Below are 24502 nucleotides of genomic sequence, written 5' to 3' on the forward strand. Positions count from 1 at the left end.
GCTTTGATGGGCCCCTGGTTTTCTCCCCTCTCCCGCAAGCGGGCGAGGGGAGCACACCGGCAGGCTTTGATGGGCCCCTGGTTTTYTCCCCTCTCCCGCAAGCGGGCGAGGGGAGCACACCGGCAGGCTTTGATGGGCCCCTGGTTTTCTCCCCTCTCCCGCAAGCGGGCGAGGGGAGCACACCGACAGGCTTTGATGGGCCCCTGGTTTTCTCCCCTCTCCCTCCGGGAGAGGGGCGGGGGAGAGGGACGGCGTATCCACGGGCGACGCCGCGCGCAAAACCTGCATCGTTCTCCATGCATCCCCTTGTAAGACTTGCCAAGCCGCCCCACTGGCGGGCGCTGCGGGGTGGCGCCTATCTTGCAGAGACCTATGCGTCACCACAGAGGGGGAACGCCATGGACAAAGACGCCGCCCACGACGTGCGCAAGGGGCAGGTCACCGAAAAAATGCCGCGCGAGGCGTTTCGCGAGCGCTTCCGGGCGCGCTTCTACGACCCGGCGTTCCGCGCCGAAGAGGCCGCGATCGACCGGCTCGAAGCCATCGCCTGGGCCGCCTACGCCGACAGCCGCAAGGCGCCGCTGACCGCCAAGGCCGGCCCGGGCGCGGCGGACCCCGGCTACGACGTCTCCGTGGAATGGCTCGCCGCCCGGGACGCCATCGCGGCAGCGCAGCAACGGCAGTCAGACCCCGCCACGCCGCCCCGCGTGCTGCTGGTGGTGGCTGCCGCGCGCAACGACTTCACCTGCCCGGGCGAGATGTCGAAGTCATGGCGGCTCGCCGAACTGGCCCGGGCGCGGCTCGAACACGATGGCATGACCGTCGATGTGCTCGACCTCAGCGTGCTGACCTCGGACCCGGACCGCCAGATCCACCCCTGCAAGGGCTGCGTCTCCACCGCCATGCCGCTATGCCACTGGCCGTGCAGCTGCTATCCGAACCACGCGCTCGGGCAGGTCAACGACTGGATGAACGACCTCTACCCGCGCTGGGCCGCCGCGCACGGCGTGATGATCATCACGCCGGTGTACTGGTATCAGGTGACCAGCCCGCTCAAGCTGATGATGGACCGGCTGGTCTGCGCCGATGGCGGTAACCCGGACCCGAGTAGCACACACGGCAAGACCGTGCCCGAGGCCAAGGCACTGGAACTGAAGGGCTGGGACTACCCGAAGCACCTCGCGGGCCGGGTCTACGGCCTCGCGGTGCATGGCGACGTGGCCGGCATCGAAGGCGTGCGGCGCGCGCTGTCTGACTGGCTCGACTGGATGGGGCTGGTCGATGCGGGGCAGAAGGCCCGGCTCGACCGTTTCATCGGCTATTACAAGCCCTACGCGACGTCGCACCGTGAACTCGATGTCGATGGGGACGTGCAGCGCGAGGTGGAAACCGTGGCCGGGGCCGTGGCCAGCGCGGTGCGGCTGCGCCGGTCCGGCGGCCTCCCGCAGGCGGACGAGGGTCTGCCGGCGCCGCGCGTGAAGTAGGGGGATGAGGCCGGCGATGCTAGCCGGCGTCGATGGCCTGGAGCAGCGCTTCCAGCTCCACCGGCTTGACCAGATGCCGGTGGAAGCCGGCCTCCTGGGTCTGCTGGCGGTCCGAGGCCTGCCCGAAGCCGGTCATCGCGATATAGCGCGTGTTGGCCAGCGCGGGCATCTGGCGCAGCGCGTGGACCACCGCGAAGCCGTCCATGCCCGGCATGGCCAGGTCGACCAGCGCCACGTCCGGCCGCATGCGCGCCGCCACGTGCACGGCTTCCATGCCATCGTAGGCAATCGTCACGGCGTGGCCGGACATCTCGAGCAGGATCGCCATGCTGTCGGCGGCGTCGCGGTTGTCGTCCACCAGCAGCACGCGCAGCGGCCGGGGCGTGCCGGCGGCGGCATCGGCGTTCTCGCTGGCCGGATTGAACGCCGCGGCCAGCGGAAGCTGCACCGTGAAGGTGGCGCCCAGCCCGGGCCCCTCGCTCGTGGCCGAGACCGAGCCGCCGTGCATCTCCACCAGCGAGCGGCACAGGGACAGGCCGATGCCCAGCCCGCCCTGCGCGGTGCTGCCGGGGCGGTCTTCCTGCACGAACAGGTTGAAGATCGTGTCGAGCGACTCGCGCGCGATGCCCCGGCCATGGTCGATGATCTGGATCACCAGCGTGCGGTGGCGCACCATCGACGTAATCGAGATCGACGCGCCCGGCGGCGAGAACTTGGAGGCATTGAGCAGCAGGTTCTGGATCACCTGCACCAGCCGCGTGCGGTCCGCGAACAGCGGGATGTCCTCGGTGGCGGCGGTTACGCCCACCGGCTGGGACTTGGCGGCCAGCGTCGGCTCGGCGGCCTCGATGCCGAGCGCGATGATCTCGCGCGCCTGCATCGGCTCCCGCCGCAGCTCGATCTTGCCGGCGGCGATGCGGCCCACGTCGAGCAGATCGTCCACCAGCCGGGTGAGGTGGGTCATCTGCCGGTCGATCAGGCTCAGGCTCTTTTCGGTGACGGCGGGCTCCTGCGGGCGCAGCCGCATCACGGTCAGTGCGTTGCGGATCGGCGCGAGCGGGTTGCGCAACTCGTGCGAGAGCGTGGCCAGGAACTCGTTCATGCGGCGCTCCGATTGTTCAAGTTCGACCAGCCGCTTGCGCTCGCTCATGTCGCGCGTGACCTTGGCGAAGCCGCGCAGGTTCTGGCGCTCGTCATAGACCGCCGTGATGGTCACGTTGGCCCAGAACAGCGAGCCATCCTTGCGCACGCGCCAGCCCTCGTCCTCCACGCGGCCCGTGGCGCGGGCGATGGCCAGCTCGCGGCCGGGCTTGTCCGCCGCCAGGTCCTCGGCGGGATAGAAGACCGAGAAGTGCTTGCCGACGATCTCGTCGCGGCGGTAGCCCTTGATATAGGAGGCGCCGGCGTTCCAGCTCATCACCCGGCCGTGCGGGTCGAGCATGAAGATGGCGTAGTCCTTGACGCTCTCCACCAGCATCCGGAAGGTTTCCTCGCTCTGGCGCAGGGCCTCGGCGGCGAGGCGCTGCTCGGTCATGTCGCGCGTGACCTTGCCGAAGCCGAGCAGGTGGCCCTTGGGGTCGCGCAGCGCCGTGATGACCACGTTGGCCCAGAAGCGGGTGCCGTCCTTGCGCACGCGCCAGCCTTCGTCCTCGAAGCGGCCGATGCGCGCGGCGGTCTCCAGCTCCATGCCCGGCCAGTTACGCGCGCGCGCCTCGTCGGTATAGAAGCGGGAGAAATGCTGGCCGACGATCTCGTCGCGCGCATAGCCCTTGATCCGTTGCGCGCCGGTGTTCCAGCTGGTGACGTGGCCCTCGGCGTCCAGCGTGAAGATGGCGTAGTCCGTGACGGCCTCCACCAGCGTGCGCAGGCGTTCGCTATCCACATCGTTGGGCGAGGCGGCTGGCGAGGGCCCCGAAGGCTGCGAAGGCGGCGGGGGCGGGGAGGGTGGGGATGCGGGGCGCGGCATCGTGTTGGCTGGCTTCAGATCCTCCAAGGATACATAGATTTCGACCATTTCTGGCCCGGTGGCTACCCGCAGGCAGGAGATTCCCACCCATCGGGCAGGCCGGGGCTGTCGCCGCTCCGCAACACGTGGCGCGGGGCGTGCCGGGGTGGGGTAACGTCGGAGAAATGCCGACATACCGGGGGGGCGCAATGGGGTAGACTCGATCGCTTCCCTGCCAGTCCTGGCTCCACGGAGACGCCACGCATGTATGCCGAGTCCGCGCTTGACCGCCGAACCATCGATTCAGCCGTGCAGGCGGAGCCGCCGCCAGCCGCCATGGCGGCGCCGCAGCCACTGGCCGGTGACGTCGGCGTGCGGGACCTGCGGCGCGTGCCGATCCACCCCGACTACTGGTATCCGCTAGCCTGGTCCAAGGAAGTGAAGCGCGGCAAGGCGCACGGCGTGCGCTTCGCGGGCGACCCGATCGTGCTGGTGCGCACCGAGAGCGGCAACGTGTTCGCGCTCGAAGACCGCTGCGCCCATCGACAGGTGCCGCTGCACGCGGGCGTGGTCGATGGCGAATCGATCCGCTGCTGCTACCACGGCTGGACCTACGACTGCACTGGCCGCTGCATCGACGTGCCCTACCTCGGCAAGGAACGCCTGCCCAACGGCGTGCGCGCCTACCCCTGCAAGGAAGTGGCTGGCCTGATCTTCGTCTTCCCCGGGGACCCCGCGCTGGCGGACAGCAAGCCGCTGCCGGCCTTCGCCTCCGTGGCGGACAAGCAGTACAAGACCCGCCGCCTGGGCCGCGCGGTGAAGTGCCACTACTCGTTCATGCATGAAAACCTGATGGACATGAACCATCAGTTCCTGCATCGGCGCCAGATGGGCATGATGCGCGCGCGCTCGGTCGGGCGCAGGCGCGGCGAGGGCTTCGTCGAGGTCGATTACACCTTCACCCGCGAGGGCGGCAAGCAGCCCGTGGGCGAGGCGCTGGTGTTCAGCAAGGACGGCGGGGAGGCCAGCAAGGATGTGATGACGGTACGTACCGTCTATCCCTATCAGACACTGCAGATTCGCTCGGGCAGCGGGACGCTGGTGATGGACCTGTGGATTGCCTACGTGCCGCTGGACGCGGCGCAGCGCACCAACCGGACCTTCGGCATGCTGTCGATTCGTCGCCCGGGGCTGCCGTTCGCGCTGGACCTGGCGTGGCCGCTGCTGGTCTGGTTCACCGAACGGATCTTCAAGGAAGACCGCGAGATCGTGGAGATGGAACAGGCCGCCCACGACAAGCAGGGCGCGGACTGGAACCACGAGGTGTTCCCGGTCATCCGCGACCTGCGCGACCTGCTGCGCGAGTGCGGCGGCCGGACGGTGATTCCGATCCAGAAGATCTGAACCCCGTCCCAGCCGACCTACGCCATTACGACGCCGACGCGGTTTCCAGCGTCGGGTAGTCCGTATACCCGCGCGTCTCGACGCCGCCCGTGCCGTACATCGTGGCCGGGTCGACCGCGTTCAGGTCGGCGCCCAGCCGCAGCCGTTCCACCAGATCCGGATTGGCGATGTACGCGCGGCCGAACGCCACGGCGTCGGCATCGCCCGTCGCCAGCACAGCCGTCGCGGCGGCCTGGTCGAAGCCATCGTTGGCGATGATCGCGCCACCGAATTCGCGCTTCAGCAGCGGCAGCAGGGCGCCTTCGCCCGGCGTCTCACGCACGAACAGGAAGCCCAGGCCGCGCTGGCCCAGCGCCCGCGCCACATGGCCGAAGGTCTCGGCCGGCTGGCTTTCGGCCATCGAATGGCTGGGCGAACGCGGCGCCAGATGCACCCCCACGCGCTTGGCGTCCCACACGGCCGTCACGGCATCCGCCACTTCCAGCAGGATGCGCGCGCGGTTCTCGATCGATCCGCCGTATTCATCCGTCCGCACATTGCTGCCGTCCTGCAGGAACTGGTCGAGCAGGTAGCCGTTGGCGGCGTGGATGGTCACGCCATCGAAACCGGCCGCCTTGGCGTTGGCGGCGGCGCGGCCGAAGTCGGCCACCACGGTGCGGATCTCGTCACGCGTGAGTTCACGCGGCACTACGAAGGGACGCTGCGGACGCAGCAGGCTCACATTGCCCCCGGCCGCGATCGGGCTCGGCGCCACAGGCTGGCGGCCATTGAGCAGGCTCGGGTCGGAAATCCGGCCCACGTGCCACAGCTGGGCCACGATGCGGCCGCCGGCGACGTGTACGGCATCCGTCACTTGTTTCCAGCCTGCTACCTGCTCGCCGGACCACAGGCCCGGCACGTTCGGGTAGCCCACGCCGTCTTCGGAGATGGGCACGCCCTCGGAAATCAGCAGGCCGGCGGAGGCGCGCTGGGCGTAGTACTCGGCCATGACCGCGTTGGGGACATGCACGGGCTCGGCGGCGCGCAGCCGGGTCAGCGGCGCCATGACGATGCGGTTCGGCAGCGCCAGGTCACCAATTTGCAGGGGATCGAACAGGGTGGGCATAAGCATATCCGTCACGGTTATAAAGCTTGCAAACTGCAAGTAACGCAAGCTTAGCAGCGCGCGGTAAGATCGCAAACGTCGATTTCGACCCACTCAATTGTTGCGGGTGGAACAATCCAGGAGCGGTCCGATGCGCGTTGCAAACTGGCTGATGGCGGCAGGAGTGATCGTGATGTCGATGCTGGGGGCGGGCTGCGCCAACCTGCCGCCGCATCCGGCCCAGCCACCGACACAGGCCCTGGCCTTGGCCGATTCCGCCGATACCGCCGATACCGCACTCGGCCGGGCACTGGCGCCGCGCCTGGCGCAGCATCCCGGCGAATCGGTGTTCTATCCGCTCACCGCCGGCGCCGATGCCTTCGCCGTGCGCCTCGCGCTGGCCCGCACCGCCCAGCGCAGCCTGGACCTCCAGTACTACATCTTCGATGCCGACGACACCGGCCTGACCCTGCTCGCCGAGGTTATGGCTGCCGCCGATCGTGGCGTGCGCGTGCGGCTGCTGCTGGATGACCTCCACACGGAGGGCCAGGACCAGGCGCTGGCCGCGCTGGACGCCCATCCCAACGTCGAAGTGCGCCTGTTCAATCCGTTTGCCAACCGGGGCGTGCGGATGTTCGAGTTCGCTACTGATTTCCGCCGCGTGGACCGGCGCATGCACAACAAGTCGATGACGGCGGACAACCAGCTCACCGTGGTGGGCGGCCGCAATATCGGCGATGCCTACTTCGCGGCCAAGAGCGATGTCGATTTCAGCGATCTGGACCTGCTGGCGGCCGGCCCGGTGGTGCCGCAGGTATCGGCCGTGTTCGACGATTACTGGAATGCCGAGGCCACCTATCCGCTCGCCACCCTGGCGAAGCCCCAGTCGGACGCCGAGACCGTGGCCTTCCAGCAGCGCGTGCGCCAGTACCTGGACGACCGCAAGGTCAAGCTGCGCGCCACGCCGTACGGCAAGACCGTGCTGGAGTCCGGCGTGATCCGCGCCATCCAGCAGGAGGCGCTGCCGGCCTACTGGGGCCGCGCCACGGTCATCGCCGACCGCGCCGCCAAGGTCACGCTGCCGCCCGAGGACGATTCGACCCACGCGATTCCGGCGCTCACCAAGGTGCTGGGCAGCGCGCAGCACGACCTCACGCTGGTCTCCCCGTACTTCGTGCCCGGCGATGCCGGCATGGCGTGGCTGACCGGGCTGCAACAGCGCGGCGTGCAGGTCCACATCCTCACGAATTCGTTCGGCGCCACCGATGTCTCGGCGGTGCACGCCGGCTACGCCCCGCGCCGCGAGGCGCTGCTCCGGGCTGGCGTGTTGCTCTATGAACTCAAGCCCAGCGCCTACGCGGAAATGGCGAAGGAGAAAAAGGGGCACGGCATGGGCGGCAGCAGCCGGGCCAGCCTGCACGCCAAGACCTATATGGTCGACCGGCGCCTGCTGTTCATCGGCTCCCTCAACCTGGACCCGCGCTCGGCGCGGCTCAACACCGAGATGGGCATCGTCGTGGACAGCGCGCCGCTGTGCGACATGCTTGGCAAGCGGCTCGACGATGCCTTGCTCGACGCCGCCTACCAGGTCGTGCTGCTGCCCGACCCCCAGACCGGCAACCTCCAACTGGCCTGGATCACCCGGGAGGACGGCGTGCTGCGCACCTACACCAGCGAGCCGGACATGAGCACCTGGAACCGTATCGGCCAAGGCTTCATGCGCCTGCTGCCGGTGGAGTCGGAGTTGTGATGACAGAGGCACATGTGTGTCTGTGCTTGCTATAACAAGCAGTAACGCCAATAATGCTTGTTATGACACGCCCGATCGCCTCGCCACTGCCCCCTGAAGTCGGATTGCGCCTCGCCGCGCTCGGCTCCCGTATCCGGGACGCCCGGCAGCATCGCAAGCTGCGCCAGGTCGATCTGGCGCAGCGCGCCGGCCTGTCCCGCTCGACCATCGAGGCCATCGAGCGCGGCAGCCCCGACACCGCCATCGGCGCCTTCGCCCGCGCCCTCTGGGTCATGGGCCTCGACCGCGAACTGGACGTCGTGGCCGACGCCGCGTTCGACCAGGAAGGCGCCGCACTCGAATACCAGCCCGGCGAGCGCCGCGTGCGCATTCGAAGGGCACTCGACAATGACTTCTGAAATCTGGGTCTGGGCCTGGCTGCCGGGTGACACCGAGCCCACGCTGGCCGGCCGCTTCCGCCACACAAAACTGCCCGGCGGCGGCACGCCGCGGTATCGTGGCGAGTTCGTCTACGGCCGCTCCTATCTGACCAACCCGGACGCGCTCGCACTGGACCCGGTGCAACTGCGGCTGGTGGACCGCGTCTACGAAACCACGGCGCTGGAAGGTGTCTTCGGCCCGATGCGCGATGCGATGCCTGACGACTGGGGCCGCTATGTCATCGACCGGCTCTTCGGCCCGCCGGCCGACCTGACGGGCTATCTGCTGCGCGGCGAGGGCGACTCGATCGGCAATCTGGGTTTCAGCACCTCGCGGGAGATCCCGCCTAAGACCTATTCGCTGCCCGGCTACGACATCCTGCCGCTGACGCGCGGGGTGCTCCGGGGCTTGCAGGAGCGCCGGCATGTCGATCCGGCGCTGGTTGGGCTGGTGCGCCCGAACACCAATCTGGGCGGCGCACGCCCGAAGATGACAATCGGGCATGAGGGCAAGCAGTGGATCGCGAAGTACCCGACGCAGGAAGACCATGGCGCGCCGATTGCCCGCGTGGAGCGGGCCATGCTGGGGCTGGCGCAAGCCTGTGGCATCCGTTCCGTCAACACCCGCGTGGTGGAGGACGATCTCCTGCTGGTGGAGCGTTTTGATCGGGCGCGCAGTGCCGATGGCACCGGCTGGCGGCGCGACGCGTTCCTGAGCGCCCAGACCGTGTTCCACGCCAATGTCGATGGGCAGGCCTACGCGTTCACAGGCAGCTACGCACGGCTGTCGCGCGAAATGGCCCGCTTCAGCGAGACGCTCGCCGCGGACCGCGTGGAGCTATTCCGGCGGATGGCCTTCAACTGCTGTATCTCCAACACGGACGACCACGAGCGCAACCACGGCTTTCTTGCCGGCGATGCGCCGGGGCTGTACACGCTCTCGCCGGCCTACGACCTGGTGCCGCGCCAGCACGCTACCCGGCGCAGGGAGCACGCGCTGGCCATTGGCGAGGAGGGTTTCGTCGCCACCCGGCAGAACATCCTGAGCGAATCCGCGGTCTTTGGCCTGACGCGCGCGCAGGCGGAGGACATCCTCGACGAGATCGCCGGGACGGTGCAGGGCCGCTGGAAACAGGGTTTGATGGACGAGGGAATCGGCGAGCAGGAAGCCGACGACTGGGCCGTCTGCTTTACCCCGCTGCCGGATTCCCTATGATCGATTAGCCGACCGACTAGCCGACCGACTAGCCGACTAACGCTGCGTCAGCGCCTTGAAGCCGTCCACCAGCCGGTGGATGTCGGCCGGGGTGATCGCGCCCATGGTGGAGATGCGGAACAATTGCGCGGACAGGCCGCCCTGGCCGGCGTAGATCACGAAGCCGCGCGCCTTCAGGCCGTCGTGAAGTTGCTCGTACGTCACGCCTTGCGGCAGTTTGTACGCGCGCAGCACCACGGACGACTGGGTGGCGGGCCACAGCGGTTCGATGCCGAGTGCCGCCAGCCCCGCGCGGGCTTGTTCAGCCAGCGAAGCGTAGCGTTGATGACGCGCCTGCCAGCCGCCTTCTTCCTCGTGCTCGCGCAGCGCTTCCACCAGCGCGTAGTACGCGTGCACGGACGGCGTGAACGGCGTGTTGCGCTGGTCCTGGAGCTTGGCCAGACGGCCGATGTCCAGGTAGTAGGTGCGGCTGGCCGCCTGCGCCAGCGCGCTGCGCCGGGCGATGACGAAGGCCGCGCCGGGCACGCCGTGCAGGCACTTGTTGGCCGTGGCGGACACGGCGTCGATGCTGCCGCCGAAATCGATGGCCTCCGCGCCGAAGCTGCTCACCGCATCCACCAGCAGGCGCACGCCGTGTTCCTGGCAGAGCCGGTCCACGGCGGCGATGTCGTTGAGCCGCCCGGTGGTGGTCTCGTGATGGATCACCGCCACGTGCGTGATCGCCTTGTCAGCCTTGAGGGCGGCGGCGATACGGTCGAGGTCGGGCGCGTCCATCCAGTCGTGCTTCACCAGCGTGTGCGCGATGCGGTACTGCGTGGCGATCTGCGCGATGCGCTCGCCATAGACGCCGTTCTGCACGATCAGCAGCTTGCCCTGCTCGGGGACGAGGCCGGCGATCATGCTTTCCAGCGCGGCGGTGCCCGAGCCCGTCATCAGCACGGTGGACCATGCGGCGGCGTCGAGCGCGTAGATCTTCAGCAGCCGCGCGCGGGCTTCGTCCTGAAGGTCGAAGAACTCGCTTTCGCGGTGGCACAGGTCGGTTTGCAGCAGGCTCTGGCGCACACGCTCGGAGAGCGTGACGGGGCCCGGGTTAAGCAGCAGCATGGTCGGTGCCTTGGCTTGTGCCTTGATCGGCGCCGATCTGGCGGCCGAGGCGGGTCTTGACTTCCACCGGCGTCACGGTCGGGCGCGGCAGGCCGTCCGGCGTGCCGGCGCGGGTTTGCAGGCAGACGAAGGTCGGGCCGGCCTTGGCCGTGGCGGCGCCTTGCAGGACCTGGTCGAGCAGGTCGAGGTGATCGCCCTCGGCTGCCGACGCGTAGCCGCATGCAGCCGCCACCGAGGCGAACGACACGTTGTGCGACACCGTCGACTGGCCGCCCGTGGAGTCGTGCGCGTTGTTGTCCAGCAGCACATGTGTGAGGTTGGCCGGGCCGTAGGCGCCCAGCGTGGCGAACACGCCCATGCGCATCAGCGCGGCGCCGTCGCCATCGATGGCCACCACGCGCAGGTCCGGGCGCGCCAGCGCGAGGCCGAGCGCGAACGGCGTGAGGCAGCCCATCGAGCCGACCATATAGAGCTGGTTCGGCCGATCATCGAGCGCATAAAGCTCACGACCGCAAAAGCCGGTGGAGGCCAGCACCACGGTGCCGTCGACCGGCGTATGGGCGATCACGCGGGCCAGTGCGTCGCGGCGGCTCGGCAGTTCGGCGGCCGGCACGTTGCGGCGCGACACCTGCGGCGTGGCCTTGGGCCGTGCCTGCGGCGGCGTCTGGGCCGTCAGCGGATAGGGCGCCACGCTGCCTTTCTGCATGACCAGCGCGTAGGGCCGGCCGGTGGCGTCCATATGGGCCACGGCGCGGTCCAGCGCGGGGCCGACATCGGCTGGCTCGGTCGGGAACAGCTCCCATGGAATTTCCATGGTTTCCAGCATGGCCGGCGTGACCGGGCCCATCAGCGCGTGCTGGGGCTCGTCATGCACGCCGGGCTGGCCGCGCCACGTCACGATCAGCAACTGCGGCAGGCGGAACGTCCACGTCAGCGAGGTCAGCGGGCTGACGGCATTGCCGAGGCCCGAGTTCTGCATCATCGTCACGCCGCGCACGCCGTTTTGCGCGCCTTGCGTCACGCCGGCGATAAAGGCCACGGCATCGCCCTCATTGGCCGCCGACACGTAATGCAGCGAGTTGTCCTGCACCACGTAGTTGATGAACGGCGTCAGGTACGAGCAGGGCACGCCTGCATACCATTGGAAGCCGCGCGCGCGCGCGGCTTCCACGAACTGGACCGCCTCGATCATCGGGCCGCCTCGCCGTCGGCGTTGCCGAGTGCGTAGGGCGTCTGCGTATGGGCGAAGTCACCGGCACGGCGGAAATCGTCCAGATCGTTCACACCGCGCCAGTGGCCGTGCACGTACTTGACCTCGACCTTCTCGCCGGCTTCGACCAGCGCGTTGAGCAGGTCGGGCAGGTCGAGCTGGTCGAAGTCAGGCCGCTCGCGCAGCTTGGCCAGCAGCGCCTGCAGCTTGGCGCGGCCTTCGCCACGCACGCTGAACAGGCCGATCCAGCGGCCATTGGGCTGGGCTTCGCCGGCGGCGGGCAGGGTGTCCGAGACCTTCTTCAGGGTGATGGTCTGGCCGAACAGGTCGCGGTCGTCGCCGCCCGAGCACCAGGCGAAGTCGCGCACGCTCTGGTTCGACGGTGCGGTCTGCGAGGAATCCACCACCACGCTGAACGGGGCGTCGGATTCGAGCAGGTCGCGCAGGATGTAGCTGCGGAACAGCAGGTCGCCGTAGGCGATCACGGTGTCGGTCTGCATGGCATCGGCCGCGCAGGCCAGCGAGGCCAGTTCGCCGGTCTGGGCGTGGCGCTCGTTGACCGCCAGCTTGATGCCGGCCGTGTCGATGGCCTGCGCCTGGTAGCCGCCCACCACGGTGATGTCGTTGATGCCTTGCTTCTTGAAGCCATCGACCAGCCAGCGCAGCAGCGGCTTGCCGGCCACCGGCAGCATGATCTTGGGCTTGTCTTCGGTCAGCGCCTCCAGGCCCTTGCCACGGCCAGCCGCCAGCACCACGGCGGCACCCGGCACCTGCGCGCCGGACAGGTAGATCTTCTCGGCGGCCGAGTACTCGTCGGCGTCCTGCAGGCGGAAGATCTCGTTGACGGAGGCGATGCGGTCTTCCACGTTCACCAGCGTTTCGCTGTCGTGGATTTCGCGGGCCACGGCCTGCATTGACGAGGCCGCCACGCGCACCAGGTGGTTGGCCCAGATCACGAGGCTGATGCCCGCCTTGCGGAAGGCCTCGGTCGGCGTGCTGTAGTACTTCGTCGGCACGATGACCAGCGGACCCCGGCCTGCCCATTCGCGCGCGAAGGTCAGGATCTCGTCCGGCTTGGACAGCTTGCTGTGGATCAGGATGGCGTCGGCGCCGGCCTGACGGTAGGCCTCGGCGCGGCGCAGGGCTTCTTCCATGCCCCAGCCGGCGATCAGGGCTTCCACGCGGGCGACGATCGAGAAATTGTCGTCGGTCTGCGAGTCCTTGCCGGCCTTGATCTTGCCGCAGAATTCGTCGATTTCCGCCAGCGGCTGGCGCTCGCCGTCGATGAAGCTGTTGGTCTTCGGGAACTGCTTGTCCTCGATGCAGACGCCGGCAATGCCGCGCTGCTCGAGCTTGCGCACCAGACGGCGCACATTGTTGAAGTTGCCGTAGCCGGTGTCGCCGTCGAGCAGGATCGGCAGGTCGCTGGCATCGGCCATGAACTCGAGGTTGTCCACCACCTGAGTCCAGCTGGCCTCGTTGTTGTCACGCACGCCGAACTGGGCCGAAATGGCCAGCCCGGAGGCCCAGATGCCCTTGAAGCCGGCCTCGCGCACGATGCGCGCGGACAGCCCGTTGTGGGCTTCCATGATGAATTCGAGCTGGTTGGACACCAGCATCTGGCGCAGACGGGCGGCGCGGGAGGTGGCGAGCAGGTTCGGGTCGATGGCGTTCATTGTGCGAATCCCACGATGGGCAGAAGTTGGGGCAGGACTTCATTGGCGGCGCGTTCGACGTCGCCGGGGAAATCGATCTCGATCCACGGCGCGCCGGTTACGTCGGCCGTGTCGAACTGGTGGCTACGCTGGGCCAGCGACTCGAGCAGCAGGTCGCGGACGGCTTCCTCGTGCGGCATGTTGGCGCGGCCCGAATCGACGTAACCCTTGACGATCTCGGCCAGCCGGCGTGCCGTGTGTTCCTGGAATCGGAAAAATCCTACGGATTCGCCGATGGTGTCGTACTGGAGGTCGGCCATCAGCTGCTTGCGCAGCTCTACCGGCACGCCGTCGCGCAGGCAGAGCTTGACGGGCTCGTCGCCGGCCTCGAAATCGCGGTCGATCAGCAGGCGGTTGACCGTCTCGCCGGCCACCAGTGCGTTGAGAATGCGCTCATCGTAGAGCACGTCGGCGTCCATCAGCAGGACGTCGCCGCCGCGCGTGAGGGCGTCCGCCACGGTGTGCACGGTCAGCACGCTGCCGAGGTCGAAGCGCGGGTTCAGCACGATTTCCACGGGCGGGTGACCGGCCGGGCGCTCGATCTGGGCCAGTTCGGCCTGCACTTGAGTGGGCTCGAAGCCCAGCGCCAGCACGACTTCCGTGACGCCGGCCGCGTCGAGCATGCGTAGGTGGCGCTCGAGCAGGGTGATACCGTCAAAGCGCAGCAGGCACTTCGGAAACTGCTTGCCCGGCTGTTGCTGAAGCCGCAGGCCCAGGCCCGCGGCGAGAATGATTGCTCGCATTATTGTCTTTCACCTTGCTTGAATTATTCGGAGCCCTGCCACGCGGCCTGCCGGGTGCGCCGGCGCTGGTATCGACGCTCGCTGTGATGCAGGTAGAGCAGCCCCGGAATGCCGAGCACGAGTTCGCGCACGCGCTTGGCCAGCGACATCGCCAGCGCGGCATCGGGCGGCAGGCCCACCAGCGGCGCCAGCAGCAGATAGCCGCCTTCCTGCGCGCCGAGCGAGCCGGGAATGGCGAACGCCGCGCCACGAATCGCCTGACCCACGCTCTCCAGCAGCAACGCCTCGTGCCAGCTCACCGGATGGCCCAGGAAGTAAAGAATCAGCCAGACCTCGCCGGTGCCAACGATCCAGCCGGCCAGATTCAGCATGAAGCTGGCGGCTACCTTGCGGCGGTCGCGGTAGAGGGCGCGGATGGCCTCGTCCACGGCATCGGCGCGCAACGCCAGATCATCCCAGTTGCGCTTGCCGAACACGCGCGCGGCCACGCGCATCACCCGGCCGAACATGCCGCGCCGCTGGAGGATGCAGAAGGCCAGCACGCACAGGGCGAGGACCACCGTCACGGCGATGATCGGCGTGCGCTGGTCGGAGAGGTTGCCTTGCGCACCGAACAGCAGAATGCCGAGCAGTGCGAACAGCATTTGGGAGAGCGCCTGCGTGGTCGTGCTGACGGTGATGGCCGCGGCGGCGTCGCGCATGCGGGCGCCATGATGGGCGAGGTAGCGCACCATCAGCACCGGGCCGCCGATCTGGCCAGCCGGCAGCAGGCTGTTGACCGACTCGCCGGCCCAGCGCGCACGCAGCGCGGTGCAGAACGAGCCATGGTGCGCGGTGCGGTCCACCAGCACGGCGATGGCGGCGGCGTCCAGCGCCAGCGGTACCACGTGGAACGCGGCGACCACGGCCAGGCCCCAGCCAGCCGACATCAGCGTGGTCGTGACCGCGCCAAAGCCTTGCCATGCCAACAGCGCGACAAACAGCGCCGCGCCAATCGTCAGCAGAAGAAATGCAGCACGTGTCACTTACCAGACTTCCCGCCCGACAGCAGGCGCTTGAAGACCTGCCGGAAGCCGAAATAGGCCACCGCGTCTTTCATATTGGAGATAAAGCGCAGCCACGGCCGCATGCCCGGATCGGTCACGTATTCGAAGGTCAGCGACACGCGGATCTCGTTCGGGCCGGCCGGGGTGATGCGGTGGCGCAGCTTGTCGCCATCGAACAGCACGATGCCGCCCGGCGGAATCTGCACCGCGCCCGGTTCGTCGGGCACCTCGGGGTTGCGGGTGTGGAGTTCGTATTCGAGCCGGCACGAGGACTCGTCCAGCACGCCGATCAGCAGCGTGTAGCGCCGGCCGTCGTAATAGGAGGTGTCGTAGTGCCAGCCGATATGGTCGCCCGGGCGCGTGTAGTAATAGAGCGCGTAGGCGTGCGGGTCGGTGGGCGGGCAGACCTGGAGCTTGTCGCCGGTGACCTGTTCAAGCCAATGAATCAGTGCGGGCGATCGATAGAGTTCGGCAATGAAGGGCGCCTGCTCGTCGATGGTGTGCCGGCTGACGCTGCCACCCTGCTTGTGGCCGGGCAGGTAGTTGCGGTTCAGCCCCGGCTGGAGCGCGCGGGCCAGCGCCTCCAGCTCGGCGCACTGCTCGGGCGGCAGGAATGTGTCGAGGTAGAGGAACGCGCCCTGGCGGTCGAAGTCGGCGCGCAGCGCGGGCGTGTCCAGCCCGGCCGCCGCGCGTGCCACGGCGGCATCCGGGTGGCCCGCATGACGCGGAGGCGGCGCGGGAGCGTCGATGACTGGATCGAGCGGGGAATCGAGCGCGATGTCGCGGGTAGCCTGTTCCGTCATGGCTGCCTCAATGTTTCGTTGGGGTGCCGACCGCCTGGGGGCGCCGCATGACGCGCCAGTAGTCGATGATCACAAGCAGGGCAAACAGCGGCGCGCCAACCGAGGCCAGCGCCAGGAACGGTCCGATGCTGCTGGTCAGCGTGACCAGCGGCAACAGGTACAGCACGTCCTCGGTCTCGAACCCGGCGGCGGAAGCCTGCTTGGTGCCACTCTTGCCAACCCGCGATTCTATACGCATGCGCAGGAAGAAGATCAGGGCCACCGCCAGCCCGGCCACGGTGCCGCGGCCCACGGGGCCGATCGCCTCGGTGGTCGCGGGCGCGGTCGCGCCAATCGCCATGCCCATGCTGACGAACAACAACACGGTAATCAGGGCGTCGCTGGCCAGATCGTAGAAATGCCCGATCTTGCTGCCTTTGCCGCTGATTCGCGCCAGTTCGCCATCGGTGTGATCGATGAAGTTGGACAGCACGACCAGCAGGGCGCCGTAATTGGTCCACGCGTAGCCCCCCTGCGCCAGGCAGGCAACGCCGGCCAGCCCGATGAGCAGGCGCAGCGTGGTCAGGTGGTTCGGGGTGACTCGGGTATTCCGGAGGGGCCGCACAAGGCGGCGGGCAAGGCGGGCATCCCAGGTGGGCGGCATGGGCGGCTCATCCGGGAAATTCGGGGATTTCTGGTTCATCCGTCAACAATCTGGAACGCGTCCCGGCGCGGAGGGGCCGGGCGATGCGCAACACTACGCCGGTGGCGCGGGAATGACAAGCGCACCAGAATACGCCTTTTTGCGGGACGGCGCACTGAGGACGGGCCCGCCGGGCGCTGGGGGCAGCACCTGCAAGGTGGCGCTGGCGCCGCCCCGGGGCGGACGATGGCGGCCGAAAAGCGGGCTAGGGCCGGAAGCCGTCGTCGAGGGTGCGCAGGAACGCCACCACGTCGCGGATCTCTCGGTCGTCCAGCGCCGGGCGGGCACCGGGCTTGCGGTCCATCGGCGGGTCGAAGTCGTCGATATTCTGGCGCAGCGCGGGCGGCAGGTCGTCGTAGGCCACGGTGCGGCCACGCGCATCGCGCCCATACCATTTGGCCGGTTTCAGGTCGCGCTCGACATAGAAGCGCACCACGTCTTCCAGATTGTGGAAGCGCCCGTTGTGGAACCACGCGCCGCGCTGCGCCGTGTTGCGCAGCGTGGGGGTCTTGAACATGCCGCAGTAGCCCTGCTGGGCGGCCTGGTCGGTGCGCTTCGGGCCGCACAGGCCGAGGTCGTAATACTGCGGATTGGCGTTGGCGGCGATCTCCGGGTTGCGCGGCACGCCGAGCGCGGCGAACTGGTAATCGGTCAGCAGCGGATGGGAGCCGTCGGCGCCCTTGTCGATGCGATGGCAGGCCGCGCAGTTGCCTTTCGCCGGGTCCGAGAACAGCCGCAAACCGCATGTCTCGGCGGCGCTGAGGGTGGTTTCGCCATCGAGGAAGGCGTCGAATTTGCTGTTGTAGCGATGGAAGCCGGGGTCGTCGAGCTGGAAGCGCTCGAGGGCCTGGGTGGCGGCATCGAAGGCGCGCTGGGGATCGTCGAACACATTGGCGCCGAAGGCGGCGCGGAAGGCGTCGCCATAGGCAGCACGTCGTAGTTTGGCTACGACGGCTTCGCGGTCCGGGTTCGCCATCTCGTCCGGATCCAGCAGCGGGCCGCCGGCCTGCTCGCGCAGGCTGTTGAAGCGGCCATCCCACATCAGGCCGCCCGTGGGCGGGCTATCGGTCTCGGTCAGGCGCTCGCTGAGGCTGGCCACCTGCACCTTGTGCCAGATCGGCGTGCGATTGAGGGTGTACGCCAGAGAGGGCGTGGCGCGCTTGCCCTGGCGGGTGAGGTCCGGGCCGCCAAGCTGCACGGCCAGCGCATTGGGCGGGCCGTAGCCGTGGGCGGGATCGTGGCAACTCGCGCACGATTGCCGGCCCGAGGCAGACAGCGTGGGGTCGAAGAAAATCGCCTTGCCGAGGCTGGCCAGCGTGGCGGCGTCGGGCTTGGCGGGGGCGGGGGCTGACGCGGCGGCGGCCGGGGTGGCAACATCACGCGGCTGGCAGGCAGCCAGCAGGCTCACACACATAGCCAGCCACAGCAGGGCGCCCAGGCGGCGCGGCAATCCGGTATCGAGGGTCATGGCAACGGCAAGCCGCCGGGCGCTTGCGCAACCCGGCGGCAGTCAGTGGTCGATCAGATGACGATCAAAGGTTGGTGAAGATATCGGTGCCGAAGCTCACCAGCCCGTCCTGCGCCGCGTACCCAAGGTAGCCGCCCACCTGGAAGATGTCTTCCAGGCTCTTGAGCATCGAGTAATGGTTGTACGGCGTGGTGGACACCGTGCCCGGCTTGATGAACGGCGAGAGCAGCACGGCGCCGGTGCGGTCGCCGCCATGGCTCTGGGTGACCAGGTTGATGTCGTACGGATAGTGCGACACCGAGGCCGGGAAGCTCTGCGTGATCGGGAACGTGACGTTCGGGCCGGGTTGCTGGTTGCAGCAGGTCTGGCCGGAGAAGATCATGTTCAGCGTCGGCGGCGTGGTGGTAGTGTCGATGGCCTGCGACGAGTACGAGCTTTCATCGAAATTGATGATGATCAGGCCGTCCTGCTGGTAGGCCGGCGAAGCCATGATGATCGGCACCCACTTCTGCAGGAAGGCATCGGCCGAGACCAGCCCGCCCGGCGCGCCGTCCACGCACGGCGAGTCGTGGCCGTCGTTGCAGAGGTTGGGCGTGATGAACGTGAAGTTCGGCGTGGTGGCCACGGTCTTCAGGTCGTCGGTCAGCTTGTTCAGGTTGACCACGTTGGTCGCGCAGTCCGGCGAGTCGGTGATCGAGTGGAAGTAGGCGAACGGGTTGTGGCGCGTGGCGTACTGGTCCGCCGGCACGCCGCCGGCCGTGGCGGCCTGGGGCGACTGGGTGGCGTCCGTGGCGTTCAGCGCCGGGTGGCCGCACGTAGCGGATTCGCGGGCCGGGTCGTTGCCCATGTCCTCCATATAGCCCTTCCAGGTCAGGTTCACGGCCTTGAGCTGGTCAGGCAGCGTCTTGATCGAGGCCGGATAGACGCAGCCCGTGCCGATGGCCTGGCCGTGGTCGGCCATGCCGGTCAGCGCGAAGTCTTTGTAGACCATGCAGTCCATCTGGGTGTCGGCGGTGACCGACTGGCCGCTGATCATGGCGATGTAGTTGCCCAGGCTGACGTGGCTGGTGCCGAAGTACTGCTGGAGGTGCGCGCCCTGGGCAACCAGGGTCTTGGAGAGGTAGGGCGCCTTCGAGTCCGCCGCGAAGGTGGTGGCGTAGTTCTGGTTCTCGAGCGTGATCACGAACACGTGGCGCACCGACTGAATGGTCTTCGGCACGACCGGGGCCGGGACTTCGGCGGCAGGCGGCGTGGTGGTGGTGCTCTTGTTGTCGTCGGAACCGCAGGCGGAGACAGCCAACGCGGCCAGCGCGGCGCAGGCGGCGGCGGGCAAGGCGGCCAGCCAGCCGGCTCGGGGGAGCTTGAACATTCGGAATTTCCTTGTTGTCGTGGGTGCGCGCGCGGCCGGACCATGGGCTCTCTTGCCACGTGCACGAACAGGGCTATGCCGCCTTTGGGGAGGCGCGCGTCTGCGAAATGGCTGGCATCAGCCGCGGCTCGCTGCGGCATCAGTTCCCGGAAGGGCGCTACACGCTGCTGCCGGCGATGGTCGAGCAGCTGATCGATACCGAGGCCGCGCGCCTGGCCGCGCTCGGGCCGATGCCATCCCGCGTGCGCCTGCACCTGATGCTCCATGCGCTGGTGAACCGCCGCCAGCGCCACACCTCGCTGGCCATCCTGGAAGTCTGGATGGCCGCGCGCGGCGATACCCGGCTGGCCGAGGCCATCGGCCCGCTACTGGCCACCGTGCCGGCGCGGCTGTTCGGGCAGGGCCCGAACGACCCGTCGCAGCCGGAGTTGCTCGCGCTCCGGCTGTTCCTCCACGGCGCGACCCTCCACAGCTTTTCCGCCGACTACGACGCCGACAAGGTCGCCGATGCCGTGCAGTGGCTGATCGGCCAGCTCACGCCGCCCCCCGAACTGCCCGCCGTGCTGGCGCGCATCGCCGCGCTACAGGCGCAGCAAGCTTCTCGCCAACCCGCCTGAAGATTTATTGCTAAAGTTCTTGCTTAACTATTTGCCGTCGCTATACTAAAGCACATGCTTAACCAATCCGATCCTCTCGATATGACGTTCCAGGCGCTGGCCGACACCACGCGCCGGACCCTGCTGGTGCAACTGTCACGCGGCCCCGCGTCCGTGACCGACCTTGCCCGGCCGTTGGCGATGTCCTTGCCGGCCGTCATGCAACACCTGGCCGTGCTGGAACAGGCCGGGCTGGTGCAGTCGCAGAAGGTCGGGCGGGTACGCACGTGCCGGATGGCGCCGAACGCGCTGAGTCAGGCCGAGCAGTGGATCAGCGCCCGGCGGGCCGAGTGGGAAGGCCACTTCGACCGCCTGGGCGAATACCTGGAAACCATGAAGAAGGAGGCAACCCCCGATGGCGACGGCAACTGAAGATACGGCAACCCAATTGGCGCAACCGCGCCCACTGACGGTCTCGCGCGCGTTCAACGCACCCAAGGAACTCGTGTTCCAGGCGTGGACGTCTGCCGAGCACGTCAAGCACTGGTTCTGCCCGCAAGGGTTCACGATTCCCGAGGCCGAGGTCGAGCCCCGCGTGGGCGGCAAGTTCGACTACTGCATGCGCGCGCCGGATGGGCAGTCGCACTGGGTGCGCGGCCATTTTGTCGAGATCCTGCCGAACGCGCGGCTGGTGATCGACATGACCGTGGTCGACGGCGACGGCGCCGCACTGTTCAACGCCCTGACCACGGTGTCGTTCGAGAACGTCTGCGGCGGCACGCAGCTCGATGTCGAGCAGCGCTACACGCTGCTGGACCCGGTCGCCGGCAATTTCACGCGCGGCGCCGCGCAGGGCTGGGCCGAGACGCTGGACCGCCTGGAGGTGGAAGTGGCCCGTATGGCCGATGCGCCGCCCGCCGAGCGCTCGGTGGTGCACGGCATCTTCCGCATCGAGCGGACCTTCAAGGCCACGCCGGCGGAGGTCTTCCGCGCGCTGACCGACCCCAAGGCCAAGGCGCAATGGTTCCGGGGTGGCGATGGCTATCAGGAACTGGCGCGGACCATGGATGCCCGCCCCGGTGGCCGCGAGCACCTGAAGGGCAGCTGGGCCAACGGGCTGGTCTCGACCTTCGATGCCATTTATTACGATGTGGTGCCCGGCGAGCGTCTGGTCTACGCCTACGAGATGCATATGGGCGAGCGCAAGATTTCCGTCTCGCTGGCCACCTTCGAGATGAAGCCGGTCGACGATGGCACGCGGCTCGTCATGACGGAGCAGGGCGCTTTTCTCGATGGCTATGACGATGCGGGTTCGCGGGAGCATGGCTCAGGGCTGCTGCTCGACGCGCTGGCGCAGTATCTGGCGGGGGCGGTTGTGTGAAGGGGTTTTCTCTCGCACGCTTTCTCGATGCGATCACGCATCTTGAGCCGCCTGCCCTCTCCCCCGCCCCGCTCCCGGAGGGAGAGGGGAGCACCCCCTCGGCCCGTCAACGGACGGCGGTTTGCTCCCCTCGCCCGCTTGCGGGAGAGGGGCCGGGGGAGAGGGATTGCGCGGAATGCGCGATATCACCTCGTCCTCACCGTGGACAAGCGTCACGCGTAACACCACCAGCGCGCTGATTACGGCAGCGTTGTCACGTACATCCGCAACCGCGCCGAGGGCTTCCCTGATCCGAGCCGATAACTGCGCCGGCGCTGGCACCGCCTCGCCCGTCCGCAGCCGTCCGCGATAGTGCCGCGCCACCCCGCTCAACACGCGCCGCACGGGTTTGCGCGCGGCGGGCGGCAAGGTCGGCAGCGCCTGCTGCAGCGTCAGCGTGCAATAGCCCACCTGCAGTTCCGTGAAGCCGTCCGAGGCCAGCCGGTCCGCGCTGGCACCGAGGCGCGGCATCAGTTGCCCGAAGCGGTCCAGCATGCGCGCGCCCACCGGCGCGGGGTCGCCGCGCCACGTGGCGGCCTGCGCCAGATCCTGCCAGCTCGCGCGGATCAGCCGGTGCGCGGCCACATGCGCCCCGAACGGCCGCGCGAGCGTCGCCCAGAGCGGCGCGAACAGCATCGCCGCCGCGTTCGCCAGACTCGTGTTGAAGGCGCCGAGCAGGTTGGCATCGTAAATACTCTGGATATTGGCGAACGAGGCCGTGTTGACCGACAGCAGCATCGCAATCAACTGGAAGCCGGGCCGCGCGATCAGCAGGCCGATGCCGAGGTAGGGCAGGGCGAGCATGCCGACCAGCGCCTCGAAGGTCTGCGCGTGCGGCACGACCAGAAACAGGTAGTACGACGCCACGCCCAGGCACGCCAGGCTCCAACGCGCGAACACCGGCGTCACGCGGCGCGGTTCGTCGAGGGTGGCGAAGAAGCAGCACGCGATGGCCGCCACCGCCACCGGTCCGCCCCCATCCTCCCATCCGGAAAACATCCAGATCAGCCCCGCGCAGAACACGGCCAGACCCGTGGAGGCCGCGCCGAACAGCAGCATGCCGTGGTCGTGATAGCGGCTTGCCGTGGGGCTTTCTGACGGGGCGATGCGCGCCGAGGCTGGCGGGACGGCTTGCGTGGGACGGTCGCCGATGCCGTGCTGGAGGGCGTCGCAGGTGGCTAGCAAGTCGTCCATCCGGCCGCGCAGGAAATCGGCCGTGTCTTGCAGGGCGCGGTTGGCGTGCGGCGCGCGCGGTTTGGCCCGTAGCACGCTGTCCAGCGCGGCGAGCGTGGGCATCAGCCGCGACATGGTCTCGCGCAGCGCCCGCGCGTGGTGCAGCGTGTGCCGGCTCTCGGTATCGAACGACAGGTGCGCGATCATCTGGTCCAGCGCGAGCATGTCCGCCGCCAGCCGGTGGCGGCTGGCGCTGGCGTGCGGGTCGGCAGCGAGGATGTCGGCCGCCCAGGCCCGGGCATCGCGAATCCACTCCCCGGCGCGCTCGCGCAGCGCCGGCGCCACCTTGGCCGGCAGCACGATCGCCCCGACCAGCCCCGCGCAGACGATGCCGATGACAATCTCCTCGATGCGCGCCACCGCCACATCGAAAATCTCCCCCGGATGGCTCACGGCCGGCAGCGCCACGATGGGCAGCGTGTAGGCGGCCAGCAGGAACACATAGCTGCGCGGGCCGCGCTCCAGCAGCGAGAGGTAGACCAGCCCCGTGATCCACAGCGCAATGGCGCCCGTCAGCACAATCGGCATATTGACCAGCGCGGGCACCGTGACCACGGCGGCGGTGGCGCCCAGCACCGTGCCGGCCACGCGATAGGCGGCCTTGGAGCGCGTGGCGCCCGTGAGCGGATGCGAGACGAAGTAGACCGTGGCCATGGCCCAGTAGGGGCGCGGCAGGCCGAAGGACAGGGCGATATAGAGCGCCAGCATCGCGGCCGCGAATGCCTTCAGCGAGAACAGCCACTGTCGGGCATGCGGCCAGCCAGCCATGATGGGAATCGTCCGGGGGCGGAAGTGTGTGGGAGCGTTGCGGGGCAGTGTAGCGAACTGGCGATCATTCCCTGCATGATTTAAAATTCGTCGATCCAGTCGGAATTTTCATATCAATCGATCCCGGGGAATGCCATGCCCATCGACATCCGCGCGCTGCGCTACTTCGTGGAAACCGCGCGGCTCAAGAGCTTCACGCAGGCGGCGGCGTCGCTGTACGTCACCCAGTCCACCATCAGCAAGATGGTGCGTCAGCTGGAGGACGAGGTGGGCCAGCCGCTGTTGATCCGCGAAGGCAAGTCCGTGCGGCTGACCGATGTGGGCCGGGTGGTCTACGACCGTGGGCAGGAGGCGCTTGGCGTGGTGCATCGGCTGACGCTGGAAGTGGCGGATCTGTCGTCACTCGGGCGCGGGCAGCTGACCGTGGGCCTGCCGCCGATGGTCAACCTGTTCTTCTCGCCTGCGGTCAGCGCGTTCCGTCAGCTGTATCCGAATCTCGAACTGACCTTGTCCGAGCATGGCGGGCAGGTGGTCGAGCAACAAGTGGCGAATGGCGAACTTGAAGTGGGCGCCACGGTGCTGCCCGGCGACAGCGGGCTGGATCTCGCCACGCGCGAGTTCGCGCGGTATCCGATCTGGGTGGTCGGCCCGCGCGGCGCGCCTTGGGCGGGCGGCCGGACGGTGAAGCTCGACGCGCTGCGCGAGACGCCGCTGGTGCTGCTGACCGACGAGTTCTCGCTGACCCGCAAGCTGCGCCAGGCGTTTGCCACGGCCCGCATGGCGCCGCGCGTGGTGGCGCAGAGCGGCCATTGGGACTTCCTGGTGTCGATGGCCGCCGCCGGCCTCGGCACCACCTTTCTGCCCGAACCGCTGCTGGCGCGGCTGGATGCCGCCGACACCCTCGCCATGGCTCGGCTGACCGAGCCGACCATGGACTGGGCGATGGCCCACGTCTGGCCGCCGGGCCGCTACCTGTCTCACGCGGCGCGCGCGTGGCTGGCGGTCTGCGAAGAGGTGATCGGGTAATCAGGTAAACGAAAAAA

At 68.3% G+C, this 24502-nt stretch carries 21 protein-coding genes; 9 read left to right on the plus strand and 12 right to left on the minus strand.

Translation table 11 applies throughout. The features are described from left to right. Positions 1-398: 398 nt before the first annotated feature. A complete protein-coding gene (locus AC1DFU_RS15455; RefSeq protein WP_255370980.1) occupies positions 399-1484 on the plus strand; it encodes a flavodoxin family protein in 1086 nt (361 codons plus the stop codon). A 19-nt stretch (positions 1485-1503) separates the two neighbouring features. Here AC1DFU_RS15455 and AC1DFU_RS15460 read toward each other — a convergent pair whose 3' ends face one another. Next, positions 1504-3450, minus strand: a complete 1947-nt coding sequence (locus AC1DFU_RS15460; protein ID WP_441591017.1) for a PAS domain-containing hybrid sensor histidine kinase/response regulator — start codon at positions 3448-3450, stop codon at positions 1504-1506. A 243-nt stretch (positions 3451-3693) separates the two neighbouring features. On the opposite strand from AC1DFU_RS15460, the gene AC1DFU_RS15465 reads away from it, so the two are divergent. Continuing rightward, complete coding sequence (locus AC1DFU_RS15465; RefSeq protein WP_441591016.1) at positions 3694-4833, plus strand: Rieske 2Fe-2S domain-containing protein; 1140 nt, start codon at positions 3694-3696, stop codon at positions 4831-4833. A 25-nt stretch (positions 4834-4858) separates the two neighbouring features. Here AC1DFU_RS15465 and AC1DFU_RS15470 read toward each other — a convergent pair whose 3' ends face one another. Beyond that, entirely contained in the window at positions 4859-5938 is a 1080-nt protein-coding gene (locus AC1DFU_RS15470; RefSeq protein WP_441591015.1) for an alkene reductase, read from the minus strand. Between the two features lie 130 nt (positions 5939-6068). Between AC1DFU_RS15470 and AC1DFU_RS15475 the strand changes: the two genes are divergently transcribed. The 3 genes from AC1DFU_RS15475 (at position 6069) to AC1DFU_RS15485 (ending at position 9302) form a co-directional block, all read left to right on the plus strand. Beyond that, complete coding sequence (locus AC1DFU_RS15475) at positions 6069-7667, plus strand: phospholipase D family protein (protein WP_441591014.1); 1599 nt, start codon at positions 6069-6071, stop codon at positions 7665-7667. A 62-nt stretch (positions 7668-7729) separates the two neighbouring features. Continuing rightward, positions 7730-8065: a helix-turn-helix transcriptional regulator gene (locus AC1DFU_RS15480; protein ID WP_177220013.1), complete on the plus strand. Its 336-nt coding sequence runs from the start codon at positions 7730-7732 to the stop codon at positions 8063-8065. Then, positions 8055-9302, plus strand: a complete 1248-nt coding sequence (locus AC1DFU_RS15485) for a type II toxin-antitoxin system HipA family toxin (protein ID WP_441591013.1) — start codon at positions 8055-8057, stop codon at positions 9300-9302. Before AC1DFU_RS15480 ends, AC1DFU_RS15485 begins: the two co-directional genes overlap by 11 nt. Positions 9303-9338: 36 nt before the next feature. Here the strand turns inward: AC1DFU_RS15485 and AC1DFU_RS15490 are convergent, their stop codons facing one another. The 9 genes from AC1DFU_RS15490 to AC1DFU_RS15530 all read right to left on the minus strand — a co-directional run bounded on the left by AC1DFU_RS15490 (position 9339) and on the right by AC1DFU_RS15530 (position 19442). Continuing rightward, complete coding sequence (locus AC1DFU_RS15490; protein WP_441591012.1) at positions 9339-10406, minus strand: 2-aminoethylphosphonate aminotransferase; 1068 nt, start codon at positions 10404-10406, stop codon at positions 9339-9341. After that, positions 10393-11598, minus strand: coding sequence for a phosphonopyruvate decarboxylase (aepY, locus tag AC1DFU_RS15495; protein ID WP_092301081.1), 1206 nt, complete (start codon positions 11596-11598; stop codon positions 10393-10395). Before aepY ends, AC1DFU_RS15490 begins: the two co-directional genes overlap by 14 nt. After that, on the minus strand, positions 11595-13292 hold the full coding sequence (aepX, locus tag AC1DFU_RS15500; protein WP_092301084.1) for a phosphoenolpyruvate mutase: 1698 nt from the start codon (positions 13290-13292) through the stop codon (positions 11595-11597). The genes aepY and aepX overlap by 4 nt, the downstream gene beginning before the upstream one ends. Continuing rightward, a complete protein-coding gene (locus tag AC1DFU_RS15505; RefSeq protein ID WP_441591011.1) occupies positions 13289-14074 on the minus strand; it encodes a phosphocholine cytidylyltransferase family protein in 786 nt (261 codons plus the stop codon). The genes aepX and AC1DFU_RS15505 overlap by 4 nt, the downstream gene beginning before the upstream one ends. Before the next feature lie 23 nt (positions 14075-14097). Next, the gene (locus AC1DFU_RS15510; protein WP_441591010.1) at positions 14098-15099 is read right to left on the minus strand and encodes a flippase-like domain-containing protein; all 1002 of its coding nucleotides are present in this window, start codon (positions 15097-15099) and stop codon (positions 14098-14100) included. Then, positions 15096-15923: a HalD/BesD family halogenase gene (locus AC1DFU_RS15515; RefSeq protein WP_092301095.1), complete on the minus strand. Its 828-nt coding sequence runs from the start codon at positions 15921-15923 to the stop codon at positions 15096-15098. Before AC1DFU_RS15515 ends, AC1DFU_RS15510 begins: the two co-directional genes overlap by 4 nt. A gap of 7 nt (positions 15924-15930) precedes the next feature. Next, positions 15931-16605, minus strand: coding sequence for a CDP-alcohol phosphatidyltransferase family protein (locus tag AC1DFU_RS15520; protein ID WP_092301098.1), 675 nt, complete (start codon positions 16603-16605; stop codon positions 15931-15933). Positions 16606-16810: 205 nt separating this feature from the next. Further along, the gene (locus AC1DFU_RS15525; protein WP_441591009.1) at positions 16811-18073 is read right to left on the minus strand and encodes a cytochrome-c peroxidase; all 1263 of its coding nucleotides are present in this window, start codon (positions 18071-18073) and stop codon (positions 16811-16813) included. A 64-nt stretch (positions 18074-18137) separates the two neighbouring features. Continuing rightward, complete coding sequence (locus tag AC1DFU_RS15530) at positions 18138-19442, minus strand: alkaline phosphatase family protein (protein WP_441591008.1); 1305 nt, start codon at positions 19440-19442, stop codon at positions 18138-18140. Positions 19443-19549: 107 nt separating this feature from the next. Here AC1DFU_RS15530 and AC1DFU_RS15535 point away from each other — a divergent pair, with 107 nt between their 5' ends. From AC1DFU_RS15535 to AC1DFU_RS15545, 3 genes are read left to right on the plus strand one after another with little or no spacing between them, the layout of a single operon-like run. Next, positions 19550-20059 carry a TetR/AcrR family transcriptional regulator gene (locus tag AC1DFU_RS15535; RefSeq protein WP_477159675.1) on the plus strand — a complete coding sequence of 170 codons (510 nt, stop codon included), beginning with the start codon at positions 19550-19552 and terminating at the stop codon, positions 20057-20059. Between the two features lie 54 nt (positions 20060-20113). After that, entirely contained in the window at positions 20114-20470 is a 357-nt protein-coding gene (locus AC1DFU_RS15540) for an ArsR/SmtB family transcription factor (RefSeq protein WP_092301107.1), read from the plus strand. Then, positions 20454-21419: an SRPBCC family protein gene (locus AC1DFU_RS15545; RefSeq protein WP_441591006.1), complete on the plus strand. Its 966-nt coding sequence runs from the start codon at positions 20454-20456 to the stop codon at positions 21417-21419. The genes AC1DFU_RS15540 and AC1DFU_RS15545 overlap by 17 nt, the downstream gene beginning before the upstream one ends. Before the next feature lie 33 nt (positions 21420-21452). Here the strand turns inward: AC1DFU_RS15545 and AC1DFU_RS15550 are convergent, their stop codons facing one another. Then, on the minus strand, positions 21453-23459 hold the full coding sequence (locus AC1DFU_RS15550; RefSeq protein ID WP_441591005.1) for an FUSC family protein: 2007 nt from the start codon (positions 23457-23459) through the stop codon (positions 21453-21455). A 135-nt stretch (positions 23460-23594) separates the two neighbouring features. Here AC1DFU_RS15550 and AC1DFU_RS15555 point away from each other — a divergent pair, with 135 nt between their 5' ends. Next, positions 23595-24485 (plus strand): LysR family transcriptional regulator, encoded by an 891-nt coding sequence (locus AC1DFU_RS15555; RefSeq protein WP_441591003.1) that lies wholly within the window; start codon positions 23595-23597, stop codon positions 24483-24485. Positions 24486-24502 lie beyond the last annotated feature (17 nt).

This window comes from Cupriavidus sp. 10L45 (genome assembly GCF_056395225.1).

Coding starts and splice junctions, on each gene's coding strand:
- AC1DFU_RS15535 (WP_477159675.1), top strand. CDS start 19,550: ATGGCTGGCATCAGCCGCGGCTCGCTGCGGCATCAGTTCCCGGAAGGG.
- aepY (WP_092301081.1), bottom strand. CDS start 11,598: ATGATCGAGGCGGTCCAGTTCGTGGAAGCCGCGCGCGCGCGCGGCTTC.
- AC1DFU_RS15490 (WP_441591012.1), bottom strand. CDS start 10,406: ATGCTGCTGCTTAACCCGGGCCCCGTCACGCTCTCCGAGCGTGTGCGC.
- AC1DFU_RS15520 (WP_092301098.1), bottom strand. CDS start 16,605: ATGAACCAGAAATCCCCGAATTTCCCGGATGAGCCGCCCATGCCGCCC.
- AC1DFU_RS15530 (WP_441591008.1), bottom strand. CDS start 19,442: ATGTTCAAGCTCCCCCGAGCCGGCTGGCTGGCCGCCTTGCCCGCCGCC.
- AC1DFU_RS15475 (WP_441591014.1), top strand. CDS start 6,069: ATGCGCGTTGCAAACTGGCTGATGGCGGCAGGAGTGATCGTGATGTCG.
- AC1DFU_RS15540 (WP_092301107.1), top strand. CDS start 20,114: ATGCTTAACCAATCCGATCCTCTCGATATGACGTTCCAGGCGCTGGCC.
- AC1DFU_RS15460 (WP_441591017.1), bottom strand. CDS start 3,450: ATGCCGCGCCCCGCATCCCCACCCTCCCCGCCCCCGCCGCCTTCGCAG.
- AC1DFU_RS15480 (WP_177220013.1), top strand. CDS start 7,730: ATGACACGCCCGATCGCCTCGCCACTGCCCCCTGAAGTCGGATTGCGC.
- AC1DFU_RS15505 (WP_441591011.1), bottom strand. CDS start 14,074: ATGCGAGCAATCATTCTCGCCGCGGGCCTGGGCCTGCGGCTTCAGCAA.
- AC1DFU_RS15470 (WP_441591015.1), bottom strand. CDS start 5,938: ATGCCCACCCTGTTCGATCCCCTGCAAATTGGTGACCTGGCGCTGCCG.
- aepX (WP_092301084.1), bottom strand. CDS start 13,292: ATGAACGCCATCGACCCGAACCTGCTCGCCACCTCCCGCGCCGCCCGT.
- AC1DFU_RS15545 (WP_441591006.1), top strand. CDS start 20,454: ATGGCGACGGCAACTGAAGATACGGCAACCCAATTGGCGCAACCGCGC.
- AC1DFU_RS15515 (WP_092301095.1), bottom strand. CDS start 15,923: ATGACGGAACAGGCTACCCGCGACATCGCGCTCGATTCCCCGCTCGAT.
- AC1DFU_RS15550 (WP_441591005.1), bottom strand. CDS start 23,459: ATGGCTGGCTGGCCGCATGCCCGACAGTGGCTGTTCTCGCTGAAGGCA.
- AC1DFU_RS15465 (WP_441591016.1), top strand. CDS start 3,694: ATGTATGCCGAGTCCGCGCTTGACCGCCGAACCATCGATTCAGCCGTG.
- AC1DFU_RS15525 (WP_441591009.1), bottom strand. CDS start 18,073: ATGACCCTCGATACCGGATTGCCGCGCCGCCTGGGCGCCCTGCTGTGG.
- AC1DFU_RS15485 (WP_441591013.1), top strand. CDS start 8,055: ATGACTTCTGAAATCTGGGTCTGGGCCTGGCTGCCGGGTGACACCGAG.
- AC1DFU_RS15455 (WP_255370980.1), top strand. CDS start 399: ATGGACAAAGACGCCGCCCACGACGTGCGCAAGGGGCAGGTCACCGAA.
- AC1DFU_RS15555 (WP_441591003.1), top strand. CDS start 23,595: ATGCCCATCGACATCCGCGCGCTGCGCTACTTCGTGGAAACCGCGCGG.